The organism is Acidisoma sp. (assembly GCF_035492295.1).
Classification (GTDB): domain Bacteria; phylum Pseudomonadota; class Alphaproteobacteria; order Acetobacterales; family Acetobacteraceae; genus Acidisoma.
In genome coordinates this window covers 61995-88574 of record NZ_DATJJK010000099.1, presented here as the reverse complement: position 1 = coordinate 88574, position 26580 = coordinate 61995, and the positions used below count along the sequence as shown (strand labels likewise).

General features: G+C 61.3%; 24 protein-coding genes. 17 read left to right on the top strand and 7 right to left on the bottom strand.

The window, feature by feature from the left end; genetic code table 11:
- The 4 genes from VL752_RS07275 to VL752_RS07260 form a co-directional block, all read right to left on the bottom strand.
- Positions 1 to 638 (bottom strand): LLM class flavin-dependent oxidoreductase (locus tag VL752_RS07275; RefSeq protein WP_325353628.1); only part of this gene is annotated, 638 nt, incomplete at its 3' end.
- 2 nt (positions 639 to 640) lie between these two features.
- Positions 641 to 1516 (bottom strand): amino acid ABC transporter permease, encoded by an 876-nt coding sequence (locus tag VL752_RS07270; protein WP_325353627.1) that lies wholly within the window; start codon positions 1514 to 1516, stop codon positions 641 to 643.
- A 63-nt stretch (positions 1517 to 1579) separates the two neighbouring features.
- Positions 1580 to 2473, bottom strand: coding sequence for an ABC transporter substrate-binding protein (locus tag VL752_RS07265; protein WP_325353625.1), 894 nt, complete (start codon positions 2471 to 2473; stop codon positions 1580 to 1582).
- A gap of 184 nt (positions 2474 to 2657) precedes the next feature.
- Positions 2658 to 3449, bottom strand: coding sequence for an amino acid ABC transporter ATP-binding protein (locus VL752_RS07260; protein WP_325353623.1), 792 nt, complete (start codon positions 3447 to 3449; stop codon positions 2658 to 2660).
- A gap of 89 nt (positions 3450 to 3538) precedes the next feature.
- On the opposite strand from VL752_RS07260, the gene VL752_RS07255 reads away from it, so the two are divergent.
- Positions 3539 to 4333, top strand: coding sequence for an SDR family NAD(P)-dependent oxidoreductase (locus tag VL752_RS07255; RefSeq protein ID WP_325353621.1), 795 nt, complete (start codon positions 3539 to 3541; stop codon positions 4331 to 4333).
- Here the strand turns inward: VL752_RS07255 and VL752_RS07250 are convergent.
- On the bottom strand, positions 4323 to 5957 hold the full coding sequence (locus VL752_RS07250; RefSeq protein ID WP_325353619.1) for an FAD-dependent oxidoreductase: 1635 nt from the start codon (positions 5955 to 5957) through the stop codon (positions 4323 to 4325). The genes VL752_RS07255 and VL752_RS07250 overlap by 11 nt on opposite strands.
- Before the next feature lie 112 nt (positions 5958 to 6069).
- Between VL752_RS07250 and VL752_RS07245 the strand changes: the two genes are divergently transcribed.
- The 13 genes from VL752_RS07245 (at position 6070) to VL752_RS07185 (ending at position 19763) form a co-directional block, all read left to right on the top strand.
- Positions 6070 to 6795, top strand: coding sequence for a TetR/AcrR family transcriptional regulator (locus VL752_RS07245; RefSeq protein WP_325353617.1), 726 nt, complete (start codon positions 6070 to 6072; stop codon positions 6793 to 6795).
- 17 nt (positions 6796 to 6812) lie between these two features.
- The gene (locus tag VL752_RS07240; RefSeq protein WP_325353615.1) at positions 6813 to 7274 is read left to right on the top strand and encodes a VOC family protein; all 462 of its coding nucleotides are present in this window, start codon (positions 6813 to 6815) and stop codon (positions 7272 to 7274) included.
- A gap of 1324 nt (positions 7275 to 8598) precedes the next feature.
- Positions 8599 to 9399: a M55 family metallopeptidase gene (locus VL752_RS07235; protein WP_325353613.1), complete on the top strand. Its 801-nt coding sequence runs from the start codon at positions 8599 to 8601 to the stop codon at positions 9397 to 9399.
- A gap of 268 nt (positions 9400 to 9667) precedes the next feature.
- Positions 9668 to 11224 carry an ABC transporter substrate-binding protein gene (locus tag VL752_RS07230; RefSeq protein ID WP_325353611.1) on the top strand — a complete coding sequence of 519 codons (1557 nt, stop codon included), beginning with the start codon at positions 9668 to 9670 and terminating at the stop codon, positions 11222 to 11224.
- 81 nt (positions 11225 to 11305) lie between these two features.
- Positions 11306 to 12241 (top strand): ABC transporter permease, encoded by a 936-nt coding sequence (locus VL752_RS07225; RefSeq protein ID WP_325353609.1) that lies wholly within the window; start codon positions 11306 to 11308, stop codon positions 12239 to 12241.
- The gene (locus VL752_RS07220; protein WP_325353607.1) at positions 12238 to 13104 is read left to right on the top strand and encodes an ABC transporter permease; all 867 of its coding nucleotides are present in this window, start codon (positions 12238 to 12240) and stop codon (positions 13102 to 13104) included. Before VL752_RS07225 ends, VL752_RS07220 begins: the two co-directional genes overlap by 4 nt.
- Positions 13101 to 14090: an ABC transporter ATP-binding protein gene (locus VL752_RS07215; protein ID WP_325353605.1), complete on the top strand. Its 990-nt coding sequence runs from the start codon at positions 13101 to 13103 to the stop codon at positions 14088 to 14090. Before VL752_RS07220 ends, VL752_RS07215 begins: the two co-directional genes overlap by 4 nt.
- A 32-nt stretch (positions 14091 to 14122) precedes the next feature.
- A complete protein-coding gene (locus VL752_RS07210) occupies positions 14123 to 14857 on the top strand; it encodes an ABC transporter ATP-binding protein (protein WP_325353603.1) in 735 nt (244 codons plus the stop codon).
- 28 nt (positions 14858 to 14885) lie between these two features.
- On the top strand, positions 14886 to 16325 hold the full coding sequence (locus VL752_RS07205) for a serine hydrolase domain-containing protein (protein ID WP_325353601.1): 1440 nt from the start codon (positions 14886 to 14888) through the stop codon (positions 16323 to 16325).
- A 40-nt stretch (positions 16326 to 16365) separates the two neighbouring features.
- Positions 16366 to 17184 (top strand): M55 family metallopeptidase, encoded by an 819-nt coding sequence (locus VL752_RS07200; protein WP_325353599.1) that lies wholly within the window; start codon positions 16366 to 16368, stop codon positions 17182 to 17184.
- Between the two features lie 60 nt (positions 17185 to 17244).
- On the top strand, positions 17245 to 17889 hold the full coding sequence (locus VL752_RS07195; protein WP_325353597.1) for a helix-turn-helix domain-containing protein: 645 nt from the start codon (positions 17245 to 17247) through the stop codon (positions 17887 to 17889).
- A gap of 273 nt (positions 17890 to 18162) precedes the next feature.
- Positions 18163 to 19521 carry an ISL3 family transposase gene (locus VL752_RS07190; protein ID WP_325353595.1) on the top strand — a complete coding sequence of 453 codons (1359 nt, stop codon included), beginning with the start codon at positions 18163 to 18165 and terminating at the stop codon, positions 19519 to 19521.
- Entirely contained in the window at positions 19491 to 19763 is a 273-nt protein-coding gene (locus VL752_RS07185; protein WP_325353593.1) for a transposase, read from the top strand. The genes VL752_RS07190 and VL752_RS07185 overlap by 31 nt, the downstream gene beginning before the upstream one ends.
- Positions 19764 to 19861: 98 nt before the next feature.
- Here the strand turns inward: VL752_RS07185 and cysK are convergent, their stop codons facing one another.
- Both cysK and VL752_RS07175 read right to left on the bottom strand, forming a co-directional pair.
- Positions 19862 to 20794, bottom strand: coding sequence for a cysteine synthase A (gene cysK / locus VL752_RS07180; protein WP_325353591.1), 933 nt, complete (start codon positions 20792 to 20794; stop codon positions 19862 to 19864).
- A 1068-nt stretch (positions 20795 to 21862) separates the two neighbouring features.
- A complete protein-coding gene (locus VL752_RS07175; RefSeq protein ID WP_325353589.1) occupies positions 21863 to 22354 on the bottom strand; it encodes a MucR family transcriptional regulator in 492 nt (163 codons plus the stop codon).
- A gap of 1779 nt (positions 22355 to 24133) precedes the next feature.
- Between VL752_RS07175 and lpxD the strand changes: the two genes are divergently transcribed.
- From lpxD to VL752_RS07160, 3 genes are all read left to right on the top strand, one after another.
- Positions 24134 to 25171, top strand: a complete 1038-nt coding sequence (lpxD, locus tag VL752_RS07170; RefSeq protein ID WP_325353587.1) for a UDP-3-O-(3-hydroxymyristoyl)glucosamine N-acyltransferase — start codon at positions 24134 to 24136, stop codon at positions 25169 to 25171.
- 45 nt (positions 25172 to 25216) lie between these two features.
- Complete coding sequence (locus VL752_RS07165) at positions 25217 to 25354, top strand: hypothetical protein (RefSeq protein WP_325353585.1); 138 nt, start codon at positions 25217 to 25219, stop codon at positions 25352 to 25354.
- Positions 25355 to 25684: 330 nt separating this feature from the next.
- Positions 25685 to 26419, top strand: a complete 735-nt coding sequence (locus VL752_RS07160; protein ID WP_325353639.1) for an MgtC/SapB family protein — start codon at positions 25685 to 25687, stop codon at positions 26417 to 26419.
- Positions 26420 to 26580 lie beyond the last annotated feature (161 nt).

Below are 26580 nucleotides of genomic sequence, written 5' to 3'. Positions count from 1 at the left end.
TTGGCTTCGGCATGGGCCTTCATGCCGGGCAGCGCCGGGGAGCCGCGCCAGCCGGCGGTGATGAAGGGGACCGCCCTATGCGGCGCCAGACGTTCCAGCACGCGCGGATCGAGCGAGGTGACGTAGAGGTCGGGCATGCGCTCGCCCATGGCGCGCAGGCTGAAGACGGAAGGCGGAATGGTGATGAACTCGCCCTTAAATTCGGCGCGACCCGTGGTCAGCGCCTGTTCGACGATCTGCCAGTATTCGAGGAAGATATCTGTCTTGCGGCTGACATCGGCGCCGAGGCGATCGAATTCATAGGCCTGATACCCGCTGCCGACGCCGAGCACGAGGCGGCCACCGCTCATCTGGTCGACCAGCGCGATTTCCTGGGCAACGCGCATCGGATGATAAAGCGGTAGCACGACGACCGCGGCACCCACCCGAATGCGATGGGTGAGGCCCGCGAAATGGGCCGCCAACATCAGGGGTGAGGGGCTGACCGAGTAATTCGTAAAATGGTGTTCCGCGAACCAGGCAATATCGAAGCCGATCTCCTCGGCCAGACGGATCATGATGCGGGTATCGTCGATCACGCCTGCGACACCATTTGGGTTGTCGCGGATCGACATCAGGTTGAAGAGACCGAATTTCATGGCTAACGGCTCCGGCGAAGATGGCCGCGGCTGAAATGGCGCTCGATGCGGGTCTGCGCGAGGCTCAGAAGGCTGGTGACGCCGAGATACCAGAGGCAGGCAACAAGCAGCAGCGGGATGGTTTGAAAAGTGCGCGAATAGATGGTCTGCGCGGAATAAAGCAGGTCAGAGAGCGCGATCACGCTCACGATCGAGGTCGTCTTGAGCATGCCTATCGTTTCGTTGCCGGTGGGCGGCACGATGAAGCGCATCGCCTGGGGCAGGATGATGCGGCGCATGGCGGCGAGGCGCTGCAGCCCGAGGGCGCGCGCCGCTTCCGCCTGGCCGCTATCGACCGAAAGAATGCCGGCTCGCACGATCTCGGCCATATAGGCGGCTTCATTGAGACCAAGACCGAGAATGGCGGCGGTATAGGGCGTGATCAGGTCATTGACCGATCCATGCAGGAGATGCGGCGCCAGGAAGGGAATGCCGATCGCATAGGTCGGATAGAGCGCGGCAAGATTGTACCAGAAGATGAGCTGGACCAGGACGGGCGTGCCGCGGAAGAACCACAGAAAGAAGCGTGCGGCCGCCGCGATGATGGGATTGTCGGAAATCCGCATCACCGCGACGATGATGCCGAGCACGACGCCGAGCAGCATGGCAATCGCGGTCAGCCACAAGGTGGTGAGCAGTCCCATCAGGATGATGTCGGCAAACAGGTAGTGGCCGACGACAGCCCACTGGAAATTGGGATTGAGGATAACAGAGCGGAGAACCGCAGCCGCGACGAAAAAGAGCAGGACGATGACGACCCAGCGGCCAGGATGGCGCGCCGGCACGACCACGAAATTCTGGTCCTGTGCCGGCTTGGTCCCTGCCACGGCGGACGTCACGGTCTTTATCTTGTCGTCTGTCACGGCTGCGGTCACGCTTTGCATCGTCTCGGGTGAATGGCCTCAGGGAGCCGGGGTCGGCAGCGGCTTGGAGGTCGCAAGATTGATGCCGGTATCGGGCAGTTCGAGCAGTTTCAGGTCCCACTTTTCCATGATCTTGTCATAGGTTCCGTCGGCCTGGATGGCCTTCAGGCCAGCGAGGGTCGCGTCCGCCAGCTGCTTCTGGTCCGGCCGCACCACCATGCCTGTGTAGAGTTTGGGAATGAGGTCGTTGCTGTAGATCTTGATCGGCTTCGGCGCATGCTTCTGAATATCGGCGGCGGCGGCGGCATCGCTCATCACGAAGTCGACGCGGCCCGAATAGAGCGCCAGCAGCACGGCATCGGCGGAGGGATAGTTGTAGACGGTCAGCCCTGCCTTGCCGTTCTTCTTGCAGCGGACGGTGATGGCGGAGAGCACATCGTTGAAGTCGGTGCCCGTCTGGGCCGCGCTCTTCAGGCCGCAAAGGCTGAGCGCGTCATTGCTGACGGTGGTGTTGCTCGCCAGTGCATAGATTGCCGAAGTGCCATAGGAATTGTCGATGAAGGTGACCTGCTTCTCGCGCGCGGCGGAATCGGAGATGCATTCCATTGCCATCGGATAGCGGCCGCTCTGCACGCCCGGGATCAGTCCGTCGAAATCGGTGGAGACGGCGTGGATCTTGATGCCGAGCTTGGTGCCGATGGCATTCCACATGTCGGGCTCGTAGCCGACCATGGTCTTGTTGTCATCCGCGAAGGATTCGCAGGGCGGATAATGCGCGTCGGTCGCAATCGTCAGCACGCCGGCCTTGCGGATGTCGTCCGGCAGCATGGCGTTGAGCTTGCTGTCCTGAGCGAAGGCCGCGTGCTGCGCGGCGATGGCGGAAACGCTGACTGCTGCCGGTAGCAGGAGGAGGCGAGCAAGCTTCGATATCATCGGTGAGAAAGCCTTCTGATGCACAGTCTGTGAAAGGAATGGCGTAGCTCGTACGCCAAGCTAGGGAGACTCCGCGTCACGGTCAAAAGTTTAAACGAGCGATTAATTAAAAACTTTCCGTCGCCCGGCGTGATCTGCACAAGAATCGTTCATCATAATGACGATTGCATGGTTCATGATCATCTCAGGCGTCGCTGCGCGAGAGGAAGGTCGTCAGAACCTTGGACAGGAAGGCCTTGGTGCGGGGGTGGCGCGGGGCCGAGAAAAGCCGCTCGGGCGTGCCGTGCTCCACCACCACACCCTCGTCCATGAAGGCGATGGTCTTGCCTACTTCGCGCGCGAAGCCCATCTCATGCGTGACGACAATCATGGTCATGCCGTCGCGCGCAAGATCGCGCATGACATCAAGAACCTCTCCCACGAGTTCAGGGTCAAGCGCGCTGGTCGGCTCGTCGAAGAGCATCAGTTCGGGGCGCATTGCCAGTGCCCGGGCAATGGCAACGCGCTGCTGCTGGCCGCCTGACAGTTCGGAAGGATAGGCGTCGACGCGGTGGGACAGCCCGACGCGGGCAAGCAGGCTGCGCGCATGCTCGGTCGCCTCGCGCCGAGATTCGCGCTTCACCACCATCGGCGCCTCGATGACATTCTCCAGCGCCGTCATATGCGCGAAGAGATTGAAGCGCTGGAAAACCATGCCGATCTTCGCGCGCTTGGCCGCGATGTCGGCTTCGCGCAGTTCATAAAGCTTGTGGCCGTCGCGCCGGTAGCCGATGAAGTCGCCGCCGACCATCAGCGTGCCCCCGTCGATTTTCTCAAGATGGTTGATGCAACGCAGGAAAGTCGATTTTCCCGAGCCCGACGGCCCGATCAGGCAGGCGACTTCGCCTGGCTGCACCGAGAAGTCGACGCCGCGGAGGACTTCGACATTGCCGTACCGCTTGATTACCTGATTGGCGACGACGAGGGGCTCACGCATTGGTTGGTCTCCTTCCTGCTTAGGCATGGCGGCGAGAGAGCGCGGCAACCGTCCGCCGCGCTCCACTGAGATGAGAGGACAAGCTTGTAATGGACACTGAACAGAAAACGCGGACCTGGCGGATGTCGGGGCGCACCGTTCTGATTACCGGCGGCGGCAAGGGCATCGGTCGGGCCATTTCACTCGAACTCGCGCGCGAGGGGGCGGATATCGCCGTTCTGGCGGCGCGCGACCTGGTGCAGGCGGAAGCGGTGGCCGCCGAAGCGCGGACGCTCGGCGTCCGCGCCATGGCGCTGGTCGCGGATATCGCAGACGACGCGGCGATCTCTGCCGCCGTCGCCAAGGTTGCAGAAACCTTCGGTCAACTTGACGTTCTGGTCAATAACGCCGGCGCCAGCGGCAGGGCGCCGCTTCTGGAGCTGACCGCCGAGGATTGGGACCGGGTCTTCGCCGTCAATGCGCGCGGTGCCTTCCTGGCCGGGCGGGCAGCTGCCCGGCAGATGGTGGCACAGGGCGGCGGCGGCGCGATCGTCAATATCGCCGGTGCCTCGGCGCATCGCTGCTATCCCGGCGCGGGCGGCTATGGCCCGTCCAAGGCGGCGGTCGTCAGCCTGACCCAGCAGATGGCCGTGGAATGGGCCCGCCACGGTATCCGCGTCAATGGCGTCAGCCCGGGGCCGATCCGCGAGAGCGGCACCGGCTGGGAGGAACGGGAACCGGCGCTTGCCGCCGAGGTTCGCAAGATCCCGCTGCAACGCGCGGGCGAGCCGTGGGAAGTGGCGCGCGCCGTGGTCTATCTCGCCTCCGCCGATGGCGGCTATGTCAACGGGCAGATGCTGATCCTGGACGGCGGCAGCGTGACCACCTGGTACATCAGCGGTTAGCATCGGCGGCCTCGCTGTCGGGCCAGTCATGGCCGCTGGCGGTGAGGCCGCAGACATAGCCCCAGAGCATATTGGGGCCGATGGTCGTGCCGGCGCCCACGGCACGGGTCCCGATCGGATTGGCCATGGCGACGCCGGCGCAGAACAGTCCGGGCAGAATGCGCCCGTCCGGGCGCAGAACCCGCCCCATGGCATCCGTGCGCGGGCCACCCTTGGTAGACATGAAGGCGCGGTGGAAGGGCAGGGCGACGAAGGGCGCGCGCTCGATCGGCGCCATGCCGACCGGGCCCTGGGCCGCGCGGCCGAATTCAGTGTCCTGTCCCGAAGCGCTGGCGGCGTTGTAGCGCGCGACGGTCGCCTCCAGCGTGGCCGGAGGCAGGCCAATCGCCACGGCTAATGCGGCGAGTGTCGGTGCCTGCCGCAGCCAGTCACGGCCGTGGCGGCGGGCATAGAAACGCAGTACTGGCGCCCGGCGCCAGATGCGCGCGTCGGTGATCATCCAGGCAGGCAGATGCTCAGACGCGCCGCTGGCGGGGTCGAATCGGTTCAGGACTTCGCCGAGATTGAAGCATTGCTCGTCGACGAAGCGGCGGCCGCCGGAATCCACCAGAATGGCGTTCGGCTCCTGGTGAAAATAGATCGAGAGGCCGTGGGGTTGGCCCTCGTAGCGGGTCGGCACGACGGGCGCGACATTGGCCTGATCCATATGGTCGAGGGCGGCGCCGGCGGCTTCCGCCATGCGGTGCGCGTCGCCGCTATTGGCGCGGGGGCTGGCGGGGAGGCCGTGCGGACCCGGAAAGTGCTGGCGGCGTCTGGCCTCGTCCCATTCGAAGCCGCCGCTCGCCAGGATCACGCCGTGGCGCGCGCGGATGGTGGTCAGCCTGCCCTGCTGCCGGACCTCGGCACCGATCACCCGGCCGTCCTCCACCACCAGCCGCTCCAAGGGCGTCTCGAGCAGCAGGCGGCAGCCTTGATCCAGGCAGCCGCGCAGCAGGCCCGTGACCAGGGCGGTGCCCTTGCCGCGCCGGCCGGCCAGGACGCGGTGCAGCAAACGCGGGGCGTAGCGCAGCGCGGCCCGCAGCGGGTGATGATAGAGGTCGACCGCCAGTGCTTCCTGAAAGGTATAGAAATGCGGAAAGAGGGTGGGGCGCAGCCGGTGCCGGAAGGGCCCCGCCAGCTGGCTCGGCAGCGCCAGAAGGGAGAGCATGCGGCCCATGGCGCAGGCCCCCGGCAGGTCGCTCAGCGGATCGCCCTGCGGGGTCAGTTGGAAGGTAAGGGGCGTATGCGCCTCGACAAAGCGGAGCATGGGACCGGCGCTTTCCGCCATGCGGGCCCAGAGCGGCGCTTCGGTCGCGGCCCAGCCGGGAGGAGCCGCTGCCCGTATATAGGCCAGCGCCTGCGCCGGACTGTCCGCAATCCCGGCCGCGGCCGCGACGTGATTGGCCGGAACCCAGATGGCGGCGCCGGATAGCGCCGTGGTGCCGCCGACCCACGCGGTTTTTTCCGCGATGATGACGCGCGCGCCCTGGGCGGCCGCGGCCAGGGCCGCGGTCAGCCCGGCCGAGCCCGAGCCCGCGACCAGCACATCACAATCGATTTCGGAAATTGGCGGGCTTCGGTTCATGGCTCTTGCGCGGATGCAAATTCTGTTCCAACCTTGATTAATCGGTTAGTTAAATCGGAATGCTTCTGACGGTTTGAGCAGCCGCGGTGCGGAGGCGGAGTTTTAGGCTGGGATGACGATGATGAGGCAGGGTGCTTCGGCACAGAAGAAGACGCGGCAGCCCGCGGTGGAAGCGCGCTCGGCGCTGACCGAAGGCAAGGAGAAGCTGGCGCGGGCCCGCAAGCCTCAGGCCCGCTCGTCGGACGTTGCCGACGCCTTGCAGAGCGCGGCGCTCGATCTTTTCGCGCAGCAGAATTATTCGACGGTGACGATCAAGGATATTGCCGCCGCCACAGGCATCAATTCCGCGCTGATCTACTATTATTTCGGCAGCAAGGAGGAGCTGTTTCTCAAGGCTGTTGAGAAGACCGTCGATGTCGCCTTCCGCAAGTTTGACGATGTCAGCGCGGGTGCCCATGCTCCGGAGGAGATCATCACCTCCTGGGTGGAAATTCACGTCATCCAGTTCGTGCTGCTGCGCAAGCTCGCGAAGATCAGCCTGGACTATGCGAGTACGCGCAGTCGTACGCCGCGCGTCGATCGGGCCATTCGTAGCTTTTATGACAAGGAATCCGTCGTCCTCGGCAAGGCCATCAAAGCCGGCATCGCGCAAGGCCGCTTCCGCCCGGTGGATGCGGAAGGCATGTCCGTCTTTATTTCCACCTTTCTGGACGGCTGTCTGTTCCGCTCCGTCATGTTTCCGCGTTTCAACCATCGCCGCGCCATCGATGACATGCGCCGACTCGTGCTCAATCATCTGACAACCGGCGAAATGATCGACGCACAAGCGCTTAGCTGAGAGAAGAGAAAGAGATCATGGACGATCTATCGACGGCCCTTGACCACACGACAGGTGTGACGCCCTTTCACATCGCCTTTCCGGTGCGGGATCTGGAAGCAGCGCGCCGCTTCTACGGCGGCCTGCTCGGCTGCCCGGAAGGCCGCAGCTCCGATACCTGGATAGACTTCAACCTCTTCGGCCATCAGATCGTGGCTCATTACAAGCCTGCCGAAAGTGCCGGCGATGCCATCGCGCATCACAATCCCGTCGACGGCCATGATGTGCCGGTACCGCATTTCGGCGTCGTGCTGACCATGCCGTTGTGGCAGGCACTCGCCGCACGGCTGCAGGCGGCCGGCGTCTCCTTCATCATCAAGCCCTATATCCGCTTTCGCCGTCAGCCCGGGGAGCAGGCAACGATGTTCTTCCTCGATCCCTCCGGCAATGCGCTGGAGTTCAAGGCCTTCGCCGATATGGACAGCCTCTTCGCTAGTTAAGCTAGGGCTTAACGAGAGGTGCATCGATTTCCCTCGCGACGCGAGCGCGTCGCACTCCCTTACGATCGTTGAGGGGGTCGATCAGCCGCTCAGTGGACGTTGTCAATGGGGATCTTCGGATACACATCGGCAGAGCTCACCACACGAAGACTGTAAGGAAACATTGCTAAAACGACAAGGAATAGGTTCGCCGAGGCAGATTGAATGGCCGTGCCAGATGTGATTTTGGGCAGGGCGCTCCGCGAGCGGCAGCCTGGGCATAGAGACCGCAATGATCTCGGCTTACGCTTGTGATCGCCGGATAGACTGGGAGCCGGACATACATGGCTCTTTGCAGATTTTCAGGCGATTAATCTGACCCTCGACTTGACCCCTGCTCCAGAGATCGGCGATCTCGTTGCGATCGGCAGCCTCATCGCGCCTGACGGTATTCGCAAAACTCTGCAACTCGTGAAACCCCGATTGCCTGACATCAGCGATCCGCCGGGGAGAGCCTTTCACGGAATATCGACAGATACGAAATCCGCATCGCGCTCGAGCGCCGGGCCGACCGGCTGGTGATTGCGACGCACCTCGTGCTGTTGCACTCGCGGCTGCTTTTCCCGGAGAGCCCCGGCAGCGGCGCTCGCCGCCGAGCAGGAGGCTGCCTCAGCGCTACGTCGGCTGGGCGAGTTGGTGGCCATGCGAGCGGCTGCCGTCCGGCTCGGCGCACAACCCGTCCCAGGTGAGACCGTCGTCGCGCTAGGGCTGCCGGAAAGCCTGGCGCTGCTGCTTGGCACGAGCACGAGTTCCATGTTTTCGCCTTCCTCTGGGCGAGCTCGGTCCTCGTGGAGGATGAGGGATCCGATTCGGATACTGTTAGCTCTGATTGCCCGGCGTTTGACGCGAGACAATTTGTCGAGCTTGCTATAATCGTAGCCATTACCTTCGAAAGTTGAGAATCAAACGACGTGCGCACTTGCTCAAGCAACTTCATAAAGAGCCCCGCGACATAGTAGCCAATCGAAGAGTGAGTCTCCGACCGCTCGGAGTCTTTGCCTAAGCCTCGGCCAGTGTGCTGCAGTCTGCCGCCGCTGCGCTCTGCCCTAATCGGAGGCATCACACCGGTGCGTTGCCTTATCTGCCAAATAAATCTCCTATAAGAAAATAAATTTCTTGACGTCTGTCCGTAACCTCTCGCAGAGTTTGGATCGTAATCGGAGAGCTAGTGCGCTGCTCGCAGCCCTAGCGTGTGCGAGGGGGACCTGATGAAGGTCTCGCTCGGACGTGCCCAGGCGCTTTGTCTCGAACGCTCTCTACTTGATCTGAAGAAGGCTGCATTGCCGTGAGAGTCTTCATCAGCGCAGACATCGAGGGCACTGCCGGCATCGTGCACTGGGACGAGGCCAACCGGGCCGAGTCCGACTATGGCGAATTTCGAGCACTGATGACCGCCGAGGTAGTGGCCGCTTGCGAAGGGGCGCGGGCAGCCGGGGCAGAGGAGGTCGTCATCAAGGATGCGCATGCGAGTGCGCGGAATTTGATCGTAGACCAGTTGCCGGACTATGTCCGCGTTGTCCGCGGATGGTCGGGCCACCCCGATCTGATGATGTTCGGCCTTGGGTCGGACTTTTCTGCCGCGATCTACACCGGCTACCACGGGAAGGCCGGAAGCGAATCCAATCCGCTCGCCCATACCCTCACGGGACGCATCAACCGGCTGCTTCTGAATGGCGAGGTGGCATCCGAATTTACGCTGAATGCGCTCTGCGCGGCACGCTACGGCGTGCCGTCCGTTTTTCTAGCGGGGGATTCGGGCATTTGCGCCGATGCCCAGGCCATGGTTTCCGGCATCGCGACCGTCGCCACACTGGAGGGCGCCGGGCACGGAGCGATCTCACTGTCGCCGGGACGGGCAAGGGAGATGATCCGGGACGGGGTGGAACGGTCTTTGTCGAAAGACCTGACCGGCCAGGTTCCGACAATTGCGGAGCACTACGAACTGGTCGTGGAGTTTAACAACCCATCCGATGCCTATAAGGCCGCATGGTATCCCGGTGCGAAGGTCCATGGACCACGTGCGGTGGCCTTCGCGGCGATCGAGTTTTTCGATGTCCAGCGGGCCGTGAGGTTCATGTGCCTTTGAGCCGCCAATCCGGCGCGAGAGGGGGAGGCCGCCATCCTCAATTGGCATCTCCATCCGCGCCGATGGGCATGTGTTTTGCATTAGATTTCACGCAGGCATGAATCCGGCGCCATCGTTGGAGAATCATTGCGGGCTTAGGCGTTACGGTGCGACGCAGACGACCGAGCGGACAGGATGGTTGGTATAACTTGGAACAAGATCGCTACCGACCTGACACGCGGTGTCCATTTCCGGCGGTGAAAATTCACGTATTCAGTGAGAGAAGACAATGAGAGCATCACCAATTGGACTGTGCCTGATTGGCCTCGCGACGGCCGCAGCCGTGAGTGTGAGCCCGCTCGCCGTATCCGGCGCGCGCGCCCAGGAGACGCCGCAGCAAGGCGGCGATCTCGTCATGGTCCGGGCAGAGCAGCTTCGCACACTCCTGCCGTCGGCGCCGACCGACAACGCCTCGATCTGGGTCATTGAGGAGGCGTTTGATACGCTTCTGCTGCCCAAGGCGGATGGCAGCGGTGTCGGGCCGGATCTGGCGACCTCCTGGTCGCAGTCCGCGGACGGGCTCAGCTGGACGTTCCACCTCCGACACGGGGTCACCTTCACCAACGGTCAGCCGCTCACCTCCAAGGACGTGAAGTTCTCGATCGAGCAGACCCAGAAACCGTCAAGCCCCTTCTCATTCATCGATGCTTCGATTGCCAAGATCACGACACCCGACGCCTACACCGTGGTTATCCAGACGAAGCAACCCTTCGCGCCTCTGCCTTCGGACATGGCGATCTTCGCCAATTCCATCGTGCCCTACAGTTATGCCGGCATGACACCCGATGCCTTTGCGAAGCACCCGATCGGCAGCGGGGCGTTCATGCTGAAGAGCTGGACCCCCGGCGTCGAGGTCAGTTTCGTCCGCAATCCGCATTATTGGCGCCAGGGAAGGCCCTATCTGAATTCGATCACCTTCAAGGAGGTGGCCGACAGCAACACGAGGGCCAACGAGGTGCAGGGTGGCCAGGCTCAAATCGACGAATTCCCGGCCTATTCCAGTATCTTGGCTTTGCAGAACTCGGGTGGGGCGGTCAAGGTCGGCATCTACCCCTCCAGCCGCGTTGACTTCCTGTCGATCAACAACACCCATAAACCGTTCGACAATGCTGACGTGCGCCGCGCGATCGCGTCATCGATCGACAAGAAGACGCTGGTGAAGGTGGTGCTGTTCGGCCACGGAACCCCGGCCGGCGCCTATATGTCACCGAGTTCCTGGTCCTTCGACAAGAGCATCACAGGCTATCCCTATGATCTCAAGGCCGCCAAGGCCTATCTGGCGAAATCGCCTGTGCCGAACGGCTTTTCTTCCACCATTACCGTCTACAGCGGCAACTCCGACCAGCAGACGACCGCTCAGATCCTTCAAGCGTCGCTCGCCAAGATCGGGATCAAAATCACCATCCAGACGCTCGACCCCTCCGCTGCCTATGATGCGCAGCAGAATGGCAATTACGACATGTCCTTCAGCTACGACACCACCGACATCGTCGATCCCGACGAGATCATCCGCTTCGTCGGATCCTATGACGGCGGGTCGCATTCGCTCTACTCTTTCTACAAGAACAAGCAAATCGACACCTGGATCGATCAAGCGGCGACACAGAACGACCAGGCGGCACGGACGACGCTCTACAAGAAGGTTCAGCAGCAGTGGGACAAGGATCAGCCTGACGTGCCGCTGTATTACACGCCCGAGATCTACGCCTATGGCGGCAATGTCCACGGCTTCCATCCCTTCGTGACCGGCAATTACGACCTGGCCGATGTCTGGCTGTCGAAATGATCCTGTGACCCGGCACGATCCGGTGGCGAGGCCGCCGCATCGTGCCATTCCCGCTCCGCGCGGCCTTCATCGGATCCAAATATGCTGAGATTTCTCGCGCGGCGCTTTTTGCTGCTCATCCCCGTGGTGCTGGGTGTGGCGACGTTGACCTTCGTGCTGATGCACATGGCGCCCGGTGATCCGGCACGCACCTACCTTGGAGACCGTGCGACCCCGGCGGCGCTGGCGGCGCTGCGCCATCAGTGGGGGCTCGACCAGCCGCTGTGGCGCCAATACCTGACCTTCATGGGCGGCCTGGCCGTCGGCAATCTTGGGCAATCGATGTTTTTCCACCACTCGATACTCACCCTTCTGGCGATCCGTCTACCGCCGACCTTATGGCTGATGGGGATGGCGACGCTATTCAGCATCGTGATCTCCGTGCCTCTCGCGACCTGGATGGCGGTGAGCAGAGGCGGCATCGTCGACGCTGGCGTGCGCAGCTTCAATTCCATCGCCCAGGGCACGCCGCTGTTCTTCACGGGCGCGGTTCTGATCGCGATCTTCAGCCTGCATTTCCGATGGTTTCCGGTCGCCGGATACGGCAATGACCTGTCCCAGCACATCGCCTCTCTCGTGCTACCGTCGATTTCCATCGCACTGGCGATAGTTCCGTTCCTTGTCAGGGGGCTACGTGGCGCCCTGATGGATGCGCTGAGCAGCGAATATGTGAGCTTCGCGAAGGCGAAGGGGCTCGGCCGACGGTCGATCTGGATAAATTATGCGCTGAAGAATGCCGCCATCACCGGAATTTCCATCCTTGGCATCCAAGTGGGCTACCTGGCCGGCGGCACTTTGGTGGTCGAAAACGTCTTTGCCATTCCCGGCATGGGCACCTTCTTGATGTCGGGAATCTTGAACCGCGATTTCCCTGTGGTCCAGGCCAGCGCCCTCGTCTTCGCTCTTCTGGTCATTTTCGTCTATCTGCTCACCGATATTGCCTATGGGCTGTGCGATCCGCGGGTGCGTGTGAAATGACGGCGGTCTTCGTGCTCAAGAAACCCATCCGGCGGACGTCGCTCTTTTCCCGCAAGCGGGAGCGCAACCTGCATCTCATCCTCGGGGCCGTGATCGTCGGGATCATCGTCCTGATGGCGGTCTTCGCCCCCTTGCTCACGCGTTACAGTCCGACCGCGCAGGACTTCACGGCCACGCTTCAAGGACCGAGCTGGAGTCATCTTCTAGGCACCGACAACCTCGGCCGCGATGTCTGGAGTCGCGTCATCTACGGCGGGCGCATCGATCTGTTCCTGGCGACCGTCGCGGTGGCGGCCCCGCTCGTCATCGGAACGGTGGTCGGCGCGCTCAGCGGCTATTTCGGCGGCTGGTTCGATCTCATCATCATGCGCGTCGCCGATATCGTGGTGGCCTTTCCCTTCTACGTTCTCGTCATCAGCCTGGTGTTCATCCTCGGCAACGGTATCGGCAGCATCTTTGTCGCAATCTCGATCGTTTCCTGGGTTGCCTATGCGCGGATCGTGCGGGCCGAGGCGCTGGTGATCCGCTCCACCGATTTCATGGATGCGTTGCGAGTGGGCGGTATCGGCACCGGGCGCATCGTGTTTCGGCATCTGGTGCCTAATATCGTCAGCCAGGCGATCGTCTATTCGATGAGCGACATCGTGGGCAATATCGCGGTGATCGTGACGCTGAGCTATTTCGGCCTCGGCATTGTCCCACCGACGCCGGACTGGGGCAGCATGATGGCCGATGGCCAGCCCTTCTTTGCCGGCGGCTATTACGGCCTCATGGTCATGCCCGCCTTGGCCGTCATCGTGACCAGCTTCGGACTGTCGCTGATCGGAGACGGCCTCGCCAATCTTCTCAGGGTGAAGAAATGACCGAGGGCGGTTCGCAAGCCGTCGATCAGGCGGACAGTACCCCCTTGCTTGAGATCGATCGTCTGTGCGTTTCCGCGCGGATCAAGGGGGAGCAGTTCCGGGCGCTGGATGCCGTCTCGCTGACCGTGCGCCGGGGCGAGGCACGCGGCCTCGTCGGTGAATCCGGCTCCGGCAAGAGCATCACATTGCGGGCAGCGATGGGCCTCCTGCCGCACAGCCTTTCCGTCACCTCCGGGGCGATCCGCTTCAAGGGACGCGACCTGCTGGCCGATGGGGGAAAGTCACTGGCGGCGGTGCGTGGCACCGGCATCGCGATGGTGTTTCAGGAGCCGGCGGTGGCGCTCAATCCGGTCATGCGTGTCGGCCGGCAGATCGTGGATAGCGTCGCTTGGCGGCGCGGCTGGAGTCGGCGGGAGGCGCGCGAATTCGCGGTCGAGCTCATGACGCAGGTCGGTATCCGCGACCCGCGGCGATGGGCGGATGCCTATCCCCACCAACTTTCGGGCGGCATGCGTCAGCGAGTGATGATCGCCGCCGCCGTCGCCTGCCAACCAGAGATGATCTTCTGCGATGAGCCGACCACCGCGCTCGACGTGACAGTGCAGGCGCAGATCCTCGCGCTGTTCAAGAAGCTCCAGCAAGAGCTTAACGCTGGATTCCTCTATGTCACCCACGATCTCTCGGTGGTGGCCGAGTTCTGTAGCACGCTCAGCGTCATGTATGCCGGCCGGATCGTGGAGCAGGCCGACGATCTCAAGGCGATGGTTGCCGAGCCGGCTCACCCCTATACGCGCGCGCTGCTCGCCGCCGTGCCACGGATCAAGGGCCCGGCCAAACGCCTGCGCGGGCTCGCCTCGTCCGCCCCACCGCTCACCGAGCGCTCGCAGGCGCCGGCACAGCCCCTTGCTCAAATCCGCCCCGGTTGGCAGGCGGCGCTTGCGACCAAGGACGAGATCGCGCTTTTCAGCACGGGGGTGGAGGCATGACCGGGCCGCATCTCCGGGCGGAGAGGATCTCGGTGACCTTCGCTACGCGCAGGCGCGGCAAGGGCCATCGCGCGCTTAACGAGGTGACACTCGACGTAGGAAAGAGCGAGATCGTCGGTCTAGTCGGCGAATCCGGTTCCGGCAAATCAACGCTAGGCCGGGTGATCGTGGGCCTGCAAGAGAGCTACACCGGTACCGTCAGCTTTGCCGGCGAGGTTCTCGCCCACCGACGTTCGATCGTGCAGCGCCGGGCGATCCAAATGGTTTTCCAGGACCCCTATGCCTCGCTCGATCCGCAGATGACGGTCTGGCAGATGCTCGAAGAACTGCTGATCGTCCACAAGATCGGCGGGACGCGTGATGCGCGCCGCGAGCGCTGCCGGGAGTTGATGCGCCTCGTGCATATGCCGGCGTCCTTGCTCGACGTGCGACCGGCCGGCATGTCCGGCGGGCAACGCCAAAGGATCGCACTGGCCCGGGCGTTGGCCGTCGATCCGCAGCTGATCGTGGCGGACGAGGCGACCTCCGCGCTCGATGTTTCCGTCCAGGCTGGCATCATCAATCTCTTCGCCGACCTGCGCGACCAGACGGGCCTGTCGATCCTCTTCATCTCCCACAATCTTGCCGTCGTCCGCTCGCTTTGCGACCGTGTGGCGGTGATCTATCAAGGGGAAGTCGTGGAGGTGGCCGGCACCGAGGCCATCTTCAATGCTCCCCAACACGATTACACGCGCCAACTCCTCGCCGCTGCCCCCGATCTGCCGTAGCATCCACGAGCCGGAGCGATTGAAGCCGATGCCATCATTCAAAACTCTGCCTGACTATGCGCAGGTGAAGGCCGACATCACCGCCCTTTTCGCGGAGCGTGTGAACCAGCGCCGTGCTCCCGCCTGCTTCTTCTCCGTCTTCGATGCGGAGGGCGTGTTGTTCGAGGGCGGCTTCGGCGTCAAATCGCTCGGCCACGCGCCGCCGGACCGGCAGACGCGCTTTCGCATCGCCTCCTGCACCAAGAGCTTCACCACCGCCGCGCTGCTGATCCTGCGCGACGCCGGCAAGATCCTGCTGGACGACCCGATCACCACCTTCGTGCCGGCCCTGCGCGGCACCCTACCCGTCAGCGTTCCGATGGTGCCCACGCTCCGCATGCTCATGGCGATGAGCGGCGGATTGCCGACGGACGATCCATGGGCGGACCGGCAGGAGTCGCTGTCGCGCGAGGCCTTCCTCGCCATTCTGGAAGCGGGCGTGCGCTTTACCACGGTGCCCGGCTCCCGTTTCGAATATTCCAATCTCGGCTACGCGCTGCTCGGCCAGGTTGTGGAACAGGCAAGCGGCCAACCCTTCCAGGACTTCGTAACGGAAACTCTCCTTCAGCCCCTGGGACTGGAGATGACGACCTTCGACCATGCGACGGTACCAGCCGCGCAGATGGCGGCGGGATACCGCGTTGCCCACGGCGAATGGCGGGCTCTGCCGCCGAGTGGCCCCGGGGCCTTTTCCAGCATCGGCGGGGTGATCTCCACGGGCGAGGATTTGACGAAATGGGCGTCATGGCTCTGTGAAGCCTTCCGCACGGATGCCCCCGAGCGCAGCCCGCTTTCGGCCCCAAGTCGGCGGGAGATGCAGACGATCCACTGCCCGATCGCCCCTGATCCCGGCGAGGACCTTCTGTTCAAGGGCTACGGTTTTGGCCTTGTCGCGCAGACCGACGCGCGCCACGGCCTGACCGTGCATCATTCGGGTGGCTATCCCGGGTTCAGCTCTCATATGCGCTGGAACCCCGCGGCTGGCATCGGGATCGTGGGGTTCGAGAACGCAACCTATTCCGGCGTGCTGAAACCGGTGACAGAGGCGCTGGAACGCTTGCTCGATCGCGCCGCCCCCGAGGCCGCGACGGAGCCCCCGGCGGAAGTTGCCATGCTCGGGGGCCGCGTAGCCGAACTCGTCGCCCGCTGGGACGACAGCCTGGCCGGAGATCTCTTCCTCGAAAACGTCGCCATGGATCGTCCCTATGCGGAGCGCGCGGCGGAGCTGGCGGAACTCCGCGCCAAGCTCGGCACGCCGGATGCAAAACGCGCCGAGATCCGGCCGGCCGACGGGCCGATGTTTGGACGTTTCGAGGTTCGTGTCCCTTGCACGACCGGCGTCATCGTCGGCGTGGTCGGGCTGGGGCCGCCCGCGCCCGCGCGCATCCAATCCCTCACCTTCAAGATCGACCAGTGGGTGCAGTGGTAGCCGGGCGTCCCTACGCCACCGTCAGAGCAGAGAGAGCAGCATGAAGGTTTATATCTGCGTCGATATCGAAGGGGTGGCCGGCGTCGTCACGCCCGAGCAGGGCACGCCGGGCAACACGGAGTATGAACGCGCCCGTCGCCTGATGACAGAGGAGGCCAATGCCGCGATCGAGGGAGCTGTCGCCGCCGGCGCCACCACCGTCGTGGTCAACGATGCCCATGGCCCAATGACCAACCTTCTGCCGGAGCTGTTGCGGCCGGAGGCATCGTTCATCACCGGCAGGCCCAAGCCCTTCAACATGTTCGCCGGCCTCACGTCCGAGTTCGACGCGGTGTTCTGCGTCGGCCACCACGCCGGCGCATCGGGATTTGGCGTGCTCGCCCACACCACGAATGGCTTCGCCTTCCGCTCGGTCAGCATCGATGGGCGCAGGCTTGGCGAACCCGGGCTCTATGGCGCCTATGCGGGCGCGTTGGGGGTGCCGATCGCGCTCATCACCGGGGACGACCGATGCGCCACGGAAAACCGGCAGATCTTTCCGGGGACGACCTTCGTCACCGTCAAGATGGCGCTCGGCAACCGCGCGGCAAAGGCAATGTCCGTGGAGTCAGCGCGCGCGGCGATCCGCGTGGGCGCCGAGAGAGCCTTGATGACCAAGCCATTGCCGGCACCCTTCGTGATCGACCAGCCGCGCTCGCTTGAACTCGTCATGAGCCACCCAGCGCTTGGTGATCTGGCCGAAGTGCTCCCCACAGCGGAGCGGGTGGACGCAGTGACGATCAGGTTCTCGATTTCTTGTGTCGCCGAGGCGATTGGATGGATGAACGCGGTCTCCGCCATGTCGGCCAGCATGCGCTAAGCTGGCCGCGATGCCGTGCGGGCCGGAGTGGAATGTGGGCTGTAGCAGAAAGCGGTAAAGATGGATTTGTCAGCTGGCCAGATCGGTGGGCGCATCAAGCATCTGCGCAAAGAGAAGGGCTGGACGCTGAAGGATCTTAGCGGTCACGCACAGGTGTCGACGGCGACGCTTTCGAAAATCGAGAATGCCCAGGTCGCTGCCACATTCGATACCCTTGTCAAGATTGCCGCCGGGCTGGACGTGAGTTTTGAAAATATCCTCAAAGACATGGCACCATCCCGCGTAGGTGGCCGGCTCGTCGTCACCGGTGCGGGGGATGCGTTACGTTTCGCCACCAGCATGTATGAGTACGAGGTTCATTCGGTCGAATTGCGCCGTAAGCGAATGATTCCTCTGATCATGAAGATCAAAGCGCGATCACTGAACGATATTAAGAACTGGAGCTCTCATGCCGGCGAGGAGTTCATCTATGTCATTAAAGGAACGGTCGCGCTGTATACGGAATTCTACAGCCCGCTCGAACTCAAGATGAGAGAAAGCGCATATATAGATAGCGAAATGGAGCATGCTTTCGTAAACGCCGGAGAGGAGGACGCCGAGATTATTTCGATTTGCCTCAGCTCCGAGTCGACGCAGGATTTCTTTGCCGCCGCAGGGATGCGCGAGATGAGAGATCCCTCGAAAACGTCCCCATCGTCCGATTAGAGCGTCCCCAGCATTGATCAGACCTGGGTGGACGCACGGCTGGTCGCGATGAGGCTCCGAGATATTTCTTGGCGCCTGGTAGCCGAGGCTGCTGTGGGGGGCACCTCATTGCAACCGCGTAGTAATCGACCTGTCCTGGTTGCGTGCCGAAGTTCGAGGCTGTTATGCGGCTGATGGTGCCGGTCGGCCAGCGTCGAAATTCCGTAAAAGGGTTCTGATTCGAATTTGGGCTCACGGTGTTGGTGAGCGACTCGATCGTCCCACCTGAAGTTGATGACCAAGAGCGATATCCGCCCGTCGAAGAATGGGCTCAAGATCGAAGCCTGTGTAGCTACCAAACGAGAATGGACGATCGAGGTGACCGCGGAACCGCATCCCGTATGCCCGGACTGTGGCCCGGTCTCGACGTCCAAGCACAGTTGGTATCGCCGGATGCTCCCGGATCTCCCAGTTCAAGGCGTCCATACCATGCTGGTGCTCCGTACCTTCCGCTGGCGATGTCGCCTGTCGGGATGCAAACGGCTTGTCTTCGCTGAGCGCCTGCCGGAGCTTACGGCGAAGTATGCCCGGCGGAGCCACGACCTATCACTCCTGGTGAGGCTGTGTGGGCACCAAGTCGGCGGCCGGCAGTCAGCCAGGCTCCTGGACAGACTGGGCATCTCACTATCCGGCACGACCGTGCTGCGGCAGGTGATGCGCGATACTTTAGCAGCGTCGTCCGGGCACAACTGGGTCTGGAGCAAGGGCCAGAGGTATGGAAGGATCTTGGTCGATCTGGAGACCAGGAGGGTTGTGGATCTGCTCCCGGACCGGTCAGCATCGGGCACTGCAGCGTGGTTGAAAGCGCACCCGGGAGCCGAGATCATCTGCCGGGATCGGCATGGTCTATATGCTCAGGGGGCCCGCGAAGGCGCACCGCAGGCGAGGCAGGTGGCAGATCGCTTTCATCTGCTCCAGAACCTACGCGAGTTGCTGGAAAAGGAATTAAGCCAGGAGCGCGGACCAACGCGGCGAGACAGGTTCCCAACAACGGTCCCGGAACAGCAGCCATCACCGCCGGTGTCGGGCAGTAACCGCTCCGCGCTCGAGGAGCAGTTTTCCATTGTAAGACAGCTCCACCATCATCGGATTTCGGTCGCCGACATCGTGCGGCAGACGGGTCTCAGCAGAAGGAGGGTCGATAAGTGGGTGCGGCTCGAGACACTTCCTGAGCGCAATCGAATGCAGCTCGGGCAATGCAGCCCGGGTTTCTACTACCGGCACCTCTCACGACGGTGGGCGGAAAACGTCACTGGGATCCGGCAGTTGCTCAGCGAGATCCAGAACCTCGGCTTCACCGGCAGTCGATCGCGACTTGCAGATTATCTCTCTGCATGGCGATCGGGGAAAGGGGACGCGTGTCCGAAGACTGTTACTGTGATGAGCGAGATGCTGCCAACTGATCCTGTCACCGGGCGCCGGATTTCCTCATTGACTGCATCGGCGTTCTGCATGAAGCCGTCCGCCGCGCTCAACACCCATCAGGCACAAGTCATGCACGTCCTGAGGCAGAGGTCTATGGTTTTGCTGAAGCTCATCACCTGGTGCTCCGCTTTCAGACAATGCTCAGGTACGGCCACCTGCACCGTCTAAGTCAATGGATCGCTGCAGCGGCAAAGTCGGAAGTCTATGCGCTCCAGCGATTTGCCAAGGCACTCAAACGGGATAGGGACGCTATCAGGAATGCGATTGTCGAACCGTGGAGTAGCGGCCAGGTCGAGGGCCAGATCAATCGCCTCAAGACGATCAAACGCAGCATGTACGGCAGAGGCGGCATCGGCCTCCTGCGTGCTCGACTGCTTCCGCTCTCTCAGTTTAGCAAGCACCAAATTTGAATCAGAGCCCCTGAGATCAAGATCCCAGTTAATTTTCATAGGTCTCTCCTAGCATCCAGCCACCCTCGATATGGCTAGCCACGCGCCTGCAGGTCTCTTCAGTCCGCTAGATCCGCGTAGAGCGGCGTGCTCAGATAGCGCTCTCCGTAGGAAGGCACGATGGCGACGATTAGCTTGCCTCCACTCTCCGGACGCTGAGCGATCTGAACTGCTGCCCAAAGCGCGGCTCCGGAAGAGATGCCGACGAGCAGTCCCTCCTGTCGGGCCACGCGTCGGGCGGTATCAAAGGCGTCCTGGTTGGTGACGCGTACGACCTCGTCGTAGCACATCATGTTGAGTACCTTCGGCACGAAGCCCGCGCCTAGGCCCTGGAGCAGATGCGGCCCCTTCTTCCCGCCCGAGAGGATGGGTGAGGCGTCGGGCTCGACCGCGATCGCCCTGAAGGACGACTTGCGGGACTTCAGCACTTCCGCAACCCCGGTGATCGTGCCGCCGGTGCCGATACCGGAGACGAGGAAATCGACCATGCCGTCGGTATCCTGCCAGATCTCCTCCGCCGTTGTGTTGCGGTGGATTTCCGGATTGGCCGGATTCTTGAACTGTTGCGGAATGAAGTGGTTGGGCCCCGAAGCCGCGATCTGTTCAGCACGCGCGATGGCGCCGTTCATGCCGTCGGCTCCCGGCGTCAGCACGAGCTCCGCCCCATAGGCGCGCAGCAAGATGCGACGCTCGTGGCTCATCGTCTCGGGCATCGTCAGGATGCAGCGATAACTCCGTGCGGCACAGACCATGGCAAGCGCAATGCCGGTGTTGCCGCTGGTTGCCTCGACGATGACCGATCCTGGAGCGATGAGCCCGGCCTTCTCGGCGGCGTCGATCATGGCGACGCCGATACGGTCCTTCACGCTATGGCCGGGGTTAAAGTACTCAAGTTTGGCGACAATTCGGCCCGGCGCCTCCGGCGCCAAGGTGCGGATGGCGACGAGCGGCGTATTGCCCACGAGGGTGGTAATGTCATTCGCGATTTTCATAGAGCCACTCTCCTCACTTAAAACCCAATTGGATAAAGCGATTTGGCGTCCTGACCTGACTCTCCCACCCAAGCATCGTCATTTTCGTCAAATTCTTCTGCTAGGGTACGACAACTATGCGCCCTTAACAAGCTTGCCCAGCAAAGGCTGACTAACGTCAGCCATCGGGCGAAACCAGCCCGCCGAATGACGTTCGGGTAAATGCGGCTTCCTTCCAGAACAGTCGTTCATGTAATGTATCGAGTGCCTTGTCTCGTTGGGAAATGCGGCGTCATTATAGCAGTGGCATTGGGTGCTGGACGAAATCAACATGGGTTTTTGTGAGATCTGACAGATAAGGTTCGCATCAACGATTCCTGTGCCGGCTCAATCCTCTAATGAATCGGCGAGTTGCTCAGGCGTCGCCAGAGCGAGCGTATTTTAGCAACGCGCATGGCCGAGGCAGCGCACACCCGCCTCCTGTCTGGGATTTGGCTTGTCGATGCGGTCAACAGGAAGAGGCAACGCTAGGAAAGATAGCGTGGGTGCGGTGGCGACTCTACCTGCAACCGCCGAAGATGCCTGAGAATGTTCTATCGCAAAGCTTTGGGCTGAGCGCGGGTGATCGTCAGAGGCGATCAGCGTTTGTCACGTCATTCGGCGATCTGAGACAAGCTGGCGAGGAAGCGACTTTGAGCATGGATTTCGTTTCCGCCGAGGTACCGGATGGGACCCTTCCTGAACTTCGCGATCACTTTACAAAACGAAAGCGTTCGAGGTGGCGTCGATAACTCGCCAAACCGCGAGACCGCGTCAGGCACCAGTCATTCGGGCGATGCGTCGATGATCCTGTTCGACGATGTTGTACAAGTATGACCTGGCGCGACGCGAGGCTGCTCGCTGGCCGCCTCGATGGTGAAGGTGCCGAGCAACGTCATAGCCGAGCTGTCATCACTCACCACCAACCCATAAAAAGCTCGCCCATAGGCCACCTCCTTTAGCGCTCTGGCCCTCGGTCTAGTTCTTGCCGCGACTTAGGTAACTCGGGGGGCGCGATTGGGAAGGTTACGTCGGATATGACTGTAGAAGTCACTTTTGCTCGGTCTTCTTCCAGCGGCCACGCCCACGTCGTCTATCTGAGATCGTCTGGACCACAGGCCCTGGCGCGCTTCCGAGGGACTTCTTGCGGCCAAGCCCATTCGCTTTAGCCAGTGTCGAACGCCGCGCGGCATAGGTGGGCGCGACCATGGGATAACTGGCGGGCAACCCCCATTTCGCCCGGTATTGATTGGGCGTCATTTTATAGGTGGCCTTTAAATGCCGCTTCAGCAGCTTGAGTTTTTTTCCGTCTTCCAGGCAAATAATATAGTCGGGGAAGATGCTCTTTTTGATTGGAACTGCGGGCTCTAAAGGCGAAGTCTCCAACTCGACAGAGGGAGCCCCCAACCGAACAAAAATGTCACATACCGACTGGATTAGCGCCGGGATCTCCCTCGCCTCGACCGTGTGGTGGGCGACGTAGGCTGAGACGATGTCGGAGATGAGGGGTCGCAGCCCAATGTCACTAATGGTAAAACTCACTTTCGCTCTCAGGTCTTCTGCTCGGATCACGACTTTACTTGCACAGCGTAGCCAGCACGCCGATACTGCGACCGAGCGATTTCAGTCCAGGCCATTATGATTCCATCGAGACTCGCAATCCGATAGGATCACAACCCGCTGAAATCACTCGATCCGTTCTCCGTCAGACACCTCTCAATCTCATATTCCGGGTATTGGCATGATAGGTTCACTGAAGGGAACCATCCAGAATATATAGTAACTGTTGCCCAGTGGCACAGCAGATGTTCGATCAAAAGTAGCGAAGAACAATAGTTCATCAAGCATTACGTCTAGCCTATAGTCGGCATAAACTGACTCGTCTAGATCGTCGCGAAGGTCGGCCTCAAGTGTGTCTAAATTTATCCTCATCGCATAGACCAAGTTCCGAGCATCTGCGAGTGTGCTTATACCAGCGAGGAGAATAGAGGGGTCTTCCTTTGGACCGCTTGGTTGCAGAAAGCGGGGCCAATGCAACTCTACAATACTGACATTCATCGCATGTCCTTCCGCAAGTCCAGCGGAGCCGCTTCCCAGTGAGACATGTATATTTTATTGCTTCGGCCGCCGCGGACGCCCACGCCGCCAACCGGCAAGCTCCATGTTGACTAAGAAAATGAGTGCCGGCGCTGCCGCCGACTCTACACTCGCCGCGCCATTAGGGATCGCATCGTCAGGCAAACCATAGAGAGCAGCGGTCATCTTGGAACGTCGATAGGTTGGAGAGAGGACCCTCCCCTGACTCTCCCTCCTCACCGTCCGCTACGACCGATGTTCATTTCGCCTTCATCGTCGTCCCGCGCTTCTCCATATTCTTTCGAGTCTTAGCTTTGTGGTTTTGGAAGCCGCTCTGAGCGAGCGCTATGATTATTCCCTCTTTATGGGGATGGCGATTGCATCCGAGCGGCCGTCCCATGACTGAGGTAGCTCGCGCGTACACTCTGCTATTCCTGCACTCGCCATTGCAGCAACCTTGGAAATAGTCCGTTTTGACCTATTGACTGCCATGCGGCGGGCGATTCGCCAGAAGCGATGCGTCCAGGATGGGTCAATTTTAGGGCCAGGTGATTTCATAGAATTATGCTCTCCTCGAGCCACGTCTTGGGCTTGTTCCATTCTCCGCGCTCAACATCAGACCAGCCATCATGCCTGCATTGGCTCATCGCATTCGCTGATCTCTAAGAGGCACTCCGCTCTGTTTCCTCTACGACATCCATCGACAAGTTGCGGTGCTGCGTGTCGGCTCACGCTCGCGCCCTTGCTTCATTTGTACAAAGCAATCACTTATCAGGTCAAAGCATCGATCTCGACGTTAATCTAAAATATCGGACTACGACATAAATGTCAAACGCGATCTCTGAATCTCGATGGGCTGCATTGTGCCTTGTGTCAGAGCTCAAGGCAGAACCAGGAACGGCGCAACCTTGTCGCTCGACTACACCGACATCTGCAGAACCTTGCCGCTCGCCGTTGAAGACGCCTAGCGCCACTGCAAGCCGTGGCGCTCAACCTTCACGAAGACCGCAAGCGGTGGCTGAACTATCCTAGACCCACCCTCTCGGCTCACATCATGGGGTGGCCGCGACAATTACGATTGATGGCGCGTCTCAACCCACACACATTGTTCCTCTCGTCTCGTGGATTCAAGCGGTGGCCATTGCCGAGCAGCTGCGATTCCGCAATCTGGCGCTTCGTAACAAATCGAGATGCATGCTCGGGGTCTGCAATGCTATTGTCCCGAAAAAATAGAGGGACGAAGAATTGCTGAAGGAACACGCAACAGGAGATGAACGCTTCTACGCCCGAGGCGGCTCCTACAGTCTTGCTCAAGTTGCACTTGCGGCAGGTGGCACGGCCGTGGAAGCAGACCTCATGCTAACTGGCGTCGCGCCGCTTCAGGCAGCAGGACCAGCTGAAGTGAGTTTTCTGGGGAACAGACGGTATACGTCCGCACTTGAGCGCACCCGAGCGGGTGCGGTAATCATACATCCAGACATGATCAAGCGCGTTCCGTCCTCCGCCATAGCCATAGTGGCAGCGGCTACATATGAAGGATGGGCGCGCGTTGCGATGCTTTTTCACGCGCCACCGCCGCTCTCTCCTGGAATTCACTCGACGGCAAGCGTGGCGTCGAGCGCTAAGGTGCATAGCACGGCGAGTGTTGGTCCCTTTGCTTGCATAGAAGATCGTGTCTGCATTGGCCCCCACTGCCAGATCGGACCCCATGTAAGCATTTCGAGCGGCGTTGTCATCGGTGCAGGTACCCGGCTCGACGCCCACGTAAGCGTTAGCCATGCCTTGCTGGGAGCACGAGTGCATTTGCACCCGGGTGTTCGCATCGGCCAGGAGGGGTTCAGCTTCGCTCGAACTGAAAGCGGCTTTTTGACGATTCCCCAGCTCGGAAGGGTCCTAATTGGCGATGACGTAGAAATCGGCGCGAATTCCACAGTGGATAGGGGGTCGGTACAGGATACGATCATCGGTGCCGGCACTCGTATCGATAATCTTGTTCAAATTGGGCATAATGTGCAGCTGGGCAAGTGCTGCGTCATCGTCGCTCAGGTTGGAATTTCCGGATCGACCGTGCTTGGGGACTTCGTACAAGTGGGAGGCCAGGCAGCGATGGCCGGCCATCTTCACATCGGCGACAGGGCGCAGATCGGAGCGCAGGCAGGTGTCATATCAGATGCTCCGCCCGGAGCGATATTACTGGGGAGTCCTGCGCAATCCCGGCACCAGTTCTTTCGTCAAGTAGCCATTCTCAAACGTCTTGGACTAAGGCGGGTACTGCCTATTTAAACGGGCGCAGGTTGCTGAGCTGCCCGGTATGGATATCAATGTCGCATGACGTCGTCCCGAGATCCGCGTAACGCTCGCTACCGCTATCCCGCCGAGATCATCGGCCACGCCCTGTGGCTTTATTTCAGTTTTCCGCTCAGCGTTCGTATGGTCAAGGAGATGCTGCGGCGCGGGTCCTTCTAGAAGGTCGGGGTGAAGGGCCTGATCGCGAAGAAGCCGATCGGCGCCAATGCCATATAAAGACCCTTCGAGGCAATGAAGAGAGGCTCTGCTTCATCGAAGTCTAGCCTCTCCCGGTGATTTTGTAAGTGGTCAAATATCGAGAAGAGGCCGAGCGTAAGTTGGCTAGGTTTCCAACTGAGGAAGCCGCATAAGTGTGAGTGAGGGCGGCTTGGCCCGGATCATCGACGAGAGGCGGTGACACCCGGGTCAGATCGTGGATAACTCTGCCTTCGGGTCTGCTTTCGGGAGCAAAGACAGTTGCACGCTGCTGAATTAGTCGGCCAAGGTTGGATGCAGGTTGGGGAGCTAGCCCTCGCTTTCGTTCTCTCTGCGCTCATTGGACTCGAGCGTGAATTGCGGCAGAAGAGCGCCGGGCTCCGGACCTATACTCTGGTCGGGGTGGCGGCAGCCCTCTTCATGCTCGTGTCGAAATACGGCTTCACGGACGTGATTTCGGCCTATCGTATTGTCCTGGACCCCTCCCGCGTTGCGGCCCAGATCGTGTCGGGCATCGGGTTCATCGGCGGTGGCGTCATTTTCATGCGCCGCGACGTGGTGCGCGGCTTGACGACGGCCGCGTCGGTTTGGGTGACGGCTGCTGTTGGTATGGCCTGTGGTGGCGGATTGCTCATCCTCGCCGTCGCGACGGTCATCGGCCACTACATCGTCATGATGGGTTTTCCGGCGCTGCTTGCACGGTTGCCCAAGCCGCGTCGTCTCGCGAACGACCTGCAGATCTCCTATGAGGATGGACGTGGCATCCTAAGGTTGGTTCTCATCCGCTGCACGGAGCTCCGCTTCGTCATTGATCGAGTCAGAATTGAGCGACAGGGCTCGCTCGCCGAGGCCCGCGACGAGGTGGAGGATCGCTCTCAGGGATTCGAGGCTGCCCTGCCCAGGGAAGCCATTACCCTGTCGATGCAGGTGAAGGGCAAACGACCTATAGGGCACCTCATCGCCAGGCTTATGGAAATCGATGGTGTGCTTCGGGTCGGCACCACAGGCGATAGTGAGGGATTAGATTAAACGTTCGTCGCGACCCGGTAACCGGGGTAGATTGCCGGGCGATTGTGTTGCGCCTAAGGCAGCGTGGTGATTCACGCATCGGGTGTCGCCGCCGGAGCCCGGATCGATGGAGGCTCTTATTTTCACTGAGTTGCGCTATCTCCCGGACGCGCTGATCGCCG